The sequence below is a fragment of the Frankia sp. CeCAU1 genome, from assembly GCF_977971845.1.
In genome coordinates this window covers 42091-48808 of record NZ_CDWWXA010000021.1, presented here as the reverse complement: position 1 = coordinate 48808, position 6718 = coordinate 42091, and the positions used below count along the sequence as shown (strand labels likewise).

8 protein-coding genes and 1 pseudogene are annotated in these 6718 nt (G+C 72.4%); 4 read left to right on the top strand and 5 right to left on the bottom strand.

Annotation, left to right across the window (positions count from 1 at the left end):
* The 4 genes from AC08OO_RS06490 to AC08OO_RS06475 form a co-directional block, all read left to right on the top strand.
* Positions 1 to 541: glycosyltransferase (locus AC08OO_RS06490; protein ID WP_476618320.1), on the top strand; the 541-nt coding region annotated here is incomplete at its 5' end.
* Positions 538 to 1722: a glycosyltransferase gene (locus tag AC08OO_RS06485; protein WP_476611656.1), complete on the top strand. Its 1185-nt coding sequence runs from the start codon at positions 538 to 540 to the stop codon at positions 1720 to 1722. The genes AC08OO_RS06490 and AC08OO_RS06485, both read left to right, overlap by 4 nt.
* 27 nt (positions 1723 to 1749) lie before the next feature.
* Complete coding sequence (locus tag AC08OO_RS06480) at positions 1750 to 2562, top strand: SGNH/GDSL hydrolase family protein (protein WP_476611657.1); 813 nt, start codon at positions 1750 to 1752, stop codon at positions 2560 to 2562.
* A 29-nt stretch (positions 2563 to 2591) separates the two neighbouring features.
* Entirely contained in the window at positions 2592 to 3386 is a 795-nt protein-coding gene (locus AC08OO_RS06475; RefSeq protein WP_476611658.1) for a hypothetical protein, read from the top strand.
* Positions 3387 to 3419: 33 nt separating this feature from the next.
* On the opposite strand, the gene AC08OO_RS06470 is transcribed toward AC08OO_RS06475, so the two are convergent.
* The 5 genes and pseudogenes from AC08OO_RS06470 to AC08OO_RS06450 all read right to left on the bottom strand — a co-directional run.
* Positions 3420 to 3935, bottom strand: a complete 516-nt coding sequence (locus tag AC08OO_RS06470) for a DUF3090 domain-containing protein (protein ID WP_011436339.1) — start codon at positions 3933 to 3935, stop codon at positions 3420 to 3422.
* A gap of 180 nt (positions 3936 to 4115) precedes the next feature.
* The gene (locus AC08OO_RS06465) at positions 4116 to 5222 is read right to left on the bottom strand and encodes a ferrochelatase (protein ID WP_476618319.1); all 1107 of its coding nucleotides are present in this window, start codon (positions 5220 to 5222) and stop codon (positions 4116 to 4118) included.
* Entirely contained in the window at positions 5219 to 5524 is a 306-nt protein-coding gene (locus AC08OO_RS06460) for a hypothetical protein (protein ID WP_476609357.1), read from the bottom strand. The genes AC08OO_RS06465 and AC08OO_RS06460 overlap by 4 nt, the downstream gene beginning before the upstream one ends.
* A gap of 282 nt (positions 5525 to 5806) precedes the next feature.
* Positions 5807 to 6259 carry a cytidine/deoxycytidylate deaminase family protein gene (locus AC08OO_RS06455; protein ID WP_476609356.1) on the bottom strand — a complete coding sequence of 151 codons (453 nt, stop codon included), beginning with the start codon at positions 6257 to 6259 and terminating at the stop codon, positions 5807 to 5809.
* A 92-nt stretch (positions 6260 to 6351) separates the two neighbouring features.
* Positions 6352 to 6718: pseudogene (locus tag AC08OO_RS06450) on the bottom strand (hypothetical protein); the annotation flags it as partial.

Genomic DNA, 6718 nt, shown 5'->3' with positions numbered 1-6718 from the left:
CTCCCGTCCCACCCTGGCCCGGTCGATGCCGAACGCGGCGTTCCTCGGATTCCGCGCCGGGCAGGAGCTCTCGGCCGCGGTCGCGAGCCTCGACGTCTTCGTCCACACCGGCATCCACGAGACATTCTGCCAGGCGGCGCAGGAGGCCAAGGCGAGCGGGGTACCGGTGGTCGCCCCTGCGGCGGGCGGGCTGCTTGACGTTGTCGAGCACGGCCGCACCGGGCTGCACTACACTCCCGGCGACCCCGCGGCCCTGCGGGCGCAGGTCGCGGCCCTGACCGACGACCTCCCTCGTCGGGTGGCGATGGGTGCGGCGGCCCGGGAGTCGGTCGCGGGATGCGGGTGGAGCGCGATCGGCGACGAGCTGCTCGGCCACTACCGTGACGTGCTCGGCACCGGCGGCGGGGCCGGTCGCTTCGGCCGCCTCAGGCACCCCGGCCCGGTCATCGAGGGACGGAGCGGACGGCGGGGCGGACGACGGGACGGATGGGACGCACGCAAGCGGCCCGGGACGGGAAACGACGACGGGTGGTCAGCATGAAGATCGTGCAGGCGGCAAACTTCGTCGCGCCGGCCTCCGGCGGCATCCGGACGACACTGCGCCACCTCGCCGCCGGCTACACCGCGGCGGGCCACGAGGTCGTCCAGATCATTCCGGGCGAGCAGGACGCCGAACTGGTCCGGCCGGATGCCCGCGTGCTCCAACTGCGCGCCCCCCGGCTACCCGGAACCGGTTACCGGATCATCACCGAGCCGTGGCGCGTCGCCGACCTGCTCGACCGGGAACGGCCCGACCGACTCGAGGTCCACGACCGGGCGACCCTGCGTCCGCTGGCCCGATGGGCCCGCCGGCGCGGGGTGCCGTCGCTGGTCGTCAGCCACGAGCGGCTCGACCGCCTGCTCGGCACCTGGACACCCGCACCGTTGCGGGGAGTCCTGCCGGTCTCGACAGCCGCGGACCGGGCAAACGCCTCGCTCGCGGCCGCCTTCGACTCCGTCGTGGCGACGACGGCCTGGGCGGCGGCGGAGTTCGTCCGCATCGGCGCCGGCAACCTGCGCCACGTTCCGCTCGGCGTCGAGCTCGACCGTTTCTCCTCCGCCCACCACGACCTGACCCTGCGACGCGCCTTCGCCCGTGACCAGGAGGCGCTGCTGGTGGTGGCCAGCCGGCTGGCACCGGAGAAGCGGGTCGACCTCGCCGTGGACGCGGCAGCCGAACTCGTCCGCCGCCGGGTGCCGGCGCGCCTGGTGATCGCCGGTGACGGGGCCCATCGGGGCCGGCTGGAACGGCATGCGGCCGGGCTGCCGGTGACCTTCCTCGGGTTCGTGGCCGACCGGGAACGGCTCGCCGGCCTGCTGGCGACCGCCGACCTCGCGCTCGCCCCCGGCCCGGTGGAGACCTTCGGGCTGGCCGCTCTGGAGGCGCTCGCCAGCGGCACCCCGGCAGTGGTGCACCACGCCAGCGCGCTCGCCGAACTGATCGTCCCGGGAGTGGGCACGATCGCCGCGGGTAGCGGATTCACGTTCGCCGACGCCGTCGTGGACCTGCTGTCCGCCCCGCCTGCGCAGATCCACGCGCGCCGGATCGCGGCCCGGGCCCGCGCGGAGCAGTTCCCCTGGTCGGCCACGGTCACGGGCTTCCTTGCCTGCCACGACTCGCCCGGTCCGGCCGCCCCGGGCACGGCCTTCCCGCAGCCACCGGCGCCGCCGCTCGCGGCCTGACTCGCGGCCTGAAAGGCGGGCAGAGCCATGGACTCCGGCACCGGATCCCGGCGGTTCGTCGCGCTGGGCGACAGCATCACGGTCGGCCTCGGCGACGGCGTGACGATGGGACGCGAACACCGCCGCCCCGCGACGGGAGGACGGGGCTTCGCCGCCCGGCTCGCCGCGTGCCTGGGCCCGGCCGGCGCCATGGAATTCACCAATCTGGCCACCACGGGAGCAACCACGCACGACGTGCGTACCCGTCAGCTTCCCGTCGCCCTGTCGCTGGGCCCCCAGATCGCCAGTGTGATCGCCGGCATGAACGACGTGCTGAAACCGACGTTCGATCCGCTGCGGTTACGCCAGGACCTGGTCTGGACGGTGGGCCGCCTGCGGGCCGACGGAGTCGTCGTCCTCACCGCTACCATGCCCGATCCCAGCCGGCTGCTCCCGGTGCCGGCGCCGTTCGGCCGGATCCTGAGCGAACGGGTCGAACGGCTCAACGCGGCGGTCCAGGCCTCGGCCCGGACGGACCCCGGAGTGTTGATGGTCGACCTCTGCGGGCACCCTGCGGTGCGCAGCCGGTCCAGCTTCGACGTGGACCGGATCCACCCGGGGCCACGCGGCCACCGCCTGATCGCGCAGGCGTTCGCCCACCGTCTGTCGCACGCCGGGGTACCACTCGTGGGTATGCCGGACGGACCCGATCATGAGGAACCGGCTCCGGGAATCATCGAGCACTCCTACTGGCTGCTGAGCGTGGGCCTGCCCTGGCTGGCCGGGCGGTGCCTGCCCAGAGGCGACAAATGGCGCTATCATCCGGAAAAAGGTCTGGTACGGCCCCCTCGGCGAGCCTGAAGGCTCCTCGATTGCCTACGGTAGGCAATGTGCTTCCCGCCCTGTCAGCGTCGCCCCGGTCCGGAGTCCTCACCGGATGGGGCAATGCGTGGCTTGCCGGGCTCGTCGGGCTCGACGACGTCATCACCCAGATGCACCGCGCGCTCGGTGGCGAGGCGGCGCCGCACACCCTCGGCGACGAGCCGCTCGTGCTGGGCCTGGGAGCCCTGCGTTCGGCCGGAGCGCAACGGCTCCGGCTGGTCCTGCCCGCACCCGGGGACGCCACCGGCCTGCCCGGCCCGGCGGAGGTGAACAGGGACGCGATCACCGCCGGAGAGGCGATCATCGTGATCGGCCCGAACCCGCCGCTGGTGCTCGTCCCCGGGGTCGTCGTGCACGGGCCGGCCCTGGAGGGGCGGCTGGAGTCGGTGCACTGGCGGGTGCTCGTCGCGTCCCGCGTGCCACCGCCCGGAGCCGGCCTGCGCGCCGCGGAACACGACCTCAGCAACGCGATCCGCACCACGACGGCCGCGCTCATCGACCTCGACATCGCAAGCGCCCGCCCCGAGGTGCTCGCCCTGCTGCGCGACCGCGGGGTGGATGACCCGGGCCCGGGGCTGGGCCCGGGTCATCCACCGGGGGCGCACGCCCTGCTGGCCCGGGCGGAGCGATTGTCGACCCTGCTCGACCTCGCCGCCCGGGACGACGGTGCCGCGGTGACCGCGAGCGAGATCGCCCGCAGGTCCGCGGCGCTGCGCAGCCTTTCCGCAGCGGTGCGTCACGCCTACGCGGCGGCCTACGACGCCTTCGACCCGACGTATGCCCCCGTGCCGCCCTCGAACTGACGATCGCCGGCTGTCCGCCCCGGCCGGCTCCGGTCAGTTCAGCCGAGGGCAGAAGTGCCCGGCCGGATCGTCCGGGCGACCGCACAGGACGCACGGTGGACGCCCGGCTGCGACGATCGTGCGGGCCCGTTCGATGAAGGCACGGGCCTGTTTGATCGACAGTCCCACCCGCAACGAGTCGAGCTCGTCCTCGCTCTCGGGGAGCCGGAACTCCCCGGGGGACAGCCCGGCCGCCTCGACGAAGACCCGGTGGCCGTCCCAGGACACCGTGAGCTGGCCCAGATGGAAGTCCTCCTCGAACGGGGCATCCAGCGGGGCAAGATCGATCTCGACGTCCGAAGCGGTCGGAAGCACGATGCCCTGGGTCTGGCCCACCTGGCCGAGCAACGCGGTCAGCCCCTCCGCGAGAGCGGTGACCTCGGTTTTCTCCAGACCGACCGTCACGACCTGACCACGCCCGGCAGCCTGCAGGAAGAAGACCCGGTCACCCGGCTGGCCGACGGTTCCCACCACGAACCTTTCCGGGGATTCGAACACGTAGCGCCGCATATCTCCGATCGCTCCGTTACCTTGACTCGCTTCGTCGTTCGGTCCTGATCGCTTCGTTCCCCATCAGTATCGGTTCCCCATCAGCATCGGTTCCCCATCAGTATGGCCGCACCGCCATGCGGTCCGCCCTCGCCCGCCCTCCCGGATTCAGGACCACCCCGGATTCGGGTCCGCGGGGGTTCAGGTCCGCGGCGGCCCGAGGGGCTCGCAGCAGTGCGCGGGGCAGTCCGCCGGCCATGGCCCGAGGCCGGTCAGCGACCGTCGGACGCCGCCGGGACGACGCAGCTCCTCGATCAGTTCTCCCACCATCGAGACGAACCGCGGATCCACCCCGACGGTGCCCGCCCGCGTCGCCGGCAGGCCCAGCTCCCGCGCCCGTTCCAGGGCCCCCACGTCGAGGTCGTAGCGGACCTCCATGTGATCACTGACGAACCCCAGCGGAATGATCACGGAACTGGCGGCCCCCGCCGCGGCCAGCTGCGCGAGCCGATCGCGCACGTCCGGCTCGAGCCACGGCACGTCCGGCGATCCACTGCGGCTGCAGAAGGCCAGGTCGAAGGGATGACGCACGCCGGTGATGCGTTCGATCCCCTCGATGACCACCGCTGCGGTGGCCCGCAGCTGGCGAGCGTAGGCGCCCTCGCCACGCCCGCTGGCGCGGGCCTGCGCGAGGGGGAGCGAATGGGCGGTGAAGATCAGATGGGCATCGGAACGCACCTTCGCCGGCAGGTCGGCCAGCGCCGCGACGCCGCGGTCCACCATCGGCTCCACGAACCCCGGATGGTCGAAGAACAGCCGCAGCTTCACCAGCTCGGGCGCACGGTCCCCCACCGCGGCGGCGGCTGCCGCGAGGTCCTCCCGGTACTGCCGGCATCCCGAGTAGGACGAGAAAGCCGAGGTGACGAAGCACGCGGCACGCCGGATGCCGTCGGCGGCCATCTGGGCGACCGTGTCGGTCAGATAGGGCGCCCAGTTCCGGTTCCCCCAGTAGACCGGCAGCCCGGGCAGCTCCGCACGCAACGCGGTGACCAGCGCCCGGTTCTGCTCGTTGAGGGGGCTACGCCCACCGAACAGGTGGTACTGCTCGGCGACGACCGCCAGCCGGGAGGCGGGGATGTCCCGGCCCCTGGTCACGTTACGGAGGAACGGCAACACGTCGCCGGGCCCCTCGGGACCCCCGAACGAGACGAGCAGCAAGGCGTCCACGTCCCCCGATGCCCGGACGTCCCCCGATGCCCGGACGTCCCCCGATGCCCGGACGTCCCCCGATGCCCCGGCCCCGCTCATCTCGGCACGCTGCCGGCGATCTCCGCCGGATAGCTCGGGAAGTAGCGGGTGATCTCGGACAGCTCGAAGGTGGGCAGGATGGACCCGGCCGGTTCCCGCGCGAGCAGGAACGCGAACGACGCGCGGACCAACGCGATCAGGCCCGGCACATCGTCGGGCGAGAGCCCCACCGCCGCGAGCACCTTGTCATCGACCCGCACCCGGTAGTTGAAGGAGAGCCCGCGGACTCCCGGAGCCGTCTCCTCCGCGACCTCGACGCCGAAGTCGCGGCCGCCGTATGGTTCCACCCGGATCACGCCCACCGACCCACCCCCTCGCGGTTGCGCCGACCGCACCGCCGCAGCCACCTCCACCGCTGAGCCACCTCCACCGCTGAGCCACCTCAACTGAGAGGGAAGGCGCGCCCCTGGTTTCGATCAGCCAGCGGCGTGGCGGCACGGCGACGCCGCGCCACCTACGATATCCGTCGGCGCGCCCCACACGCGTCGCCGCCGGGCAAGAAGATCCCCAGGACCGACTCCCGCGCGGCAGCCGGGGCAGGCACCGGCCCACCCGGGCGCCATCGCGGGTGATCCAGCCGATGATCAGACGGCCAGGTGAGCGTTCGTGGCGCGGGCCCGCTCGCCGAGCTCGGGCATTTCCACGACCGTGACCCCGGCCGCGCCGAGCAGTTCGTAGCCCTGGCAGTCGGCGACGAACAGGCTGGGTTCCCGCCAGGCGATGACCACTCGGGGGATCTTCGCTTCCAGGATGAGCTGGGTGCAGGTGCGTGGCCACGACATGCGCTGGGAGCAGGGTTCGAGTGTGCTGTAGATCGTCGCGGTGGCGAGCCGGGGGTCATCGGGAGCGACCTTCGCGAGCGCGGACTCCTCGGCATGCACCGTGTCGTCGACCTCGCGGGAAAACCCGAACGCGATCTCCTCGCCGTTCTCGCCGACGATGACGGCACCCACCGAGTAGGCACCGGTGGCGGGCGGGCAGCGGTGAGCGAGCTCGATGGCCCGCGTCATCCACCGGTGGTCATCGATCTGGGCCATGAGGGGCTCGTCCTTTCTCGGGCGGGTCCGGCAACCGTCGAAGAGCCCATCGCCTGCCGGAACTCGACCCCGTAGAGAACTTTGGCAACGATCTAGATGGTTGGGCCTGCTGGGAGCGCACGGCGCTCGGATGAGACCTGTTCACCCAGGTCGCGGACGGGTTCGAGCCGTGCCCACTCCTCGTTGCGGGCGAGGGTGCGCCAAATACCGGCGGCCCGGTTGAAGGTCGGGCCGTTGGTCACTTCCTTGCCGTCAACGATCATGAGGGCGTCGCTTGCTGCGGTGGCTGCCTGTTCGGGGTCCGGGTGGGTGCGGTGGATGAAGGCCCGTGCGAGTGCGAGATGGGTGCCGTCGACCCCATGGACGCACACACCAGCAAGGCCCCGCGGCTGTCGGACCCTCAGCGCCGCGCGCTGACCCTCGTTCGCGAAGGCTCGGTCTCTTACCGGGCCGACAGCG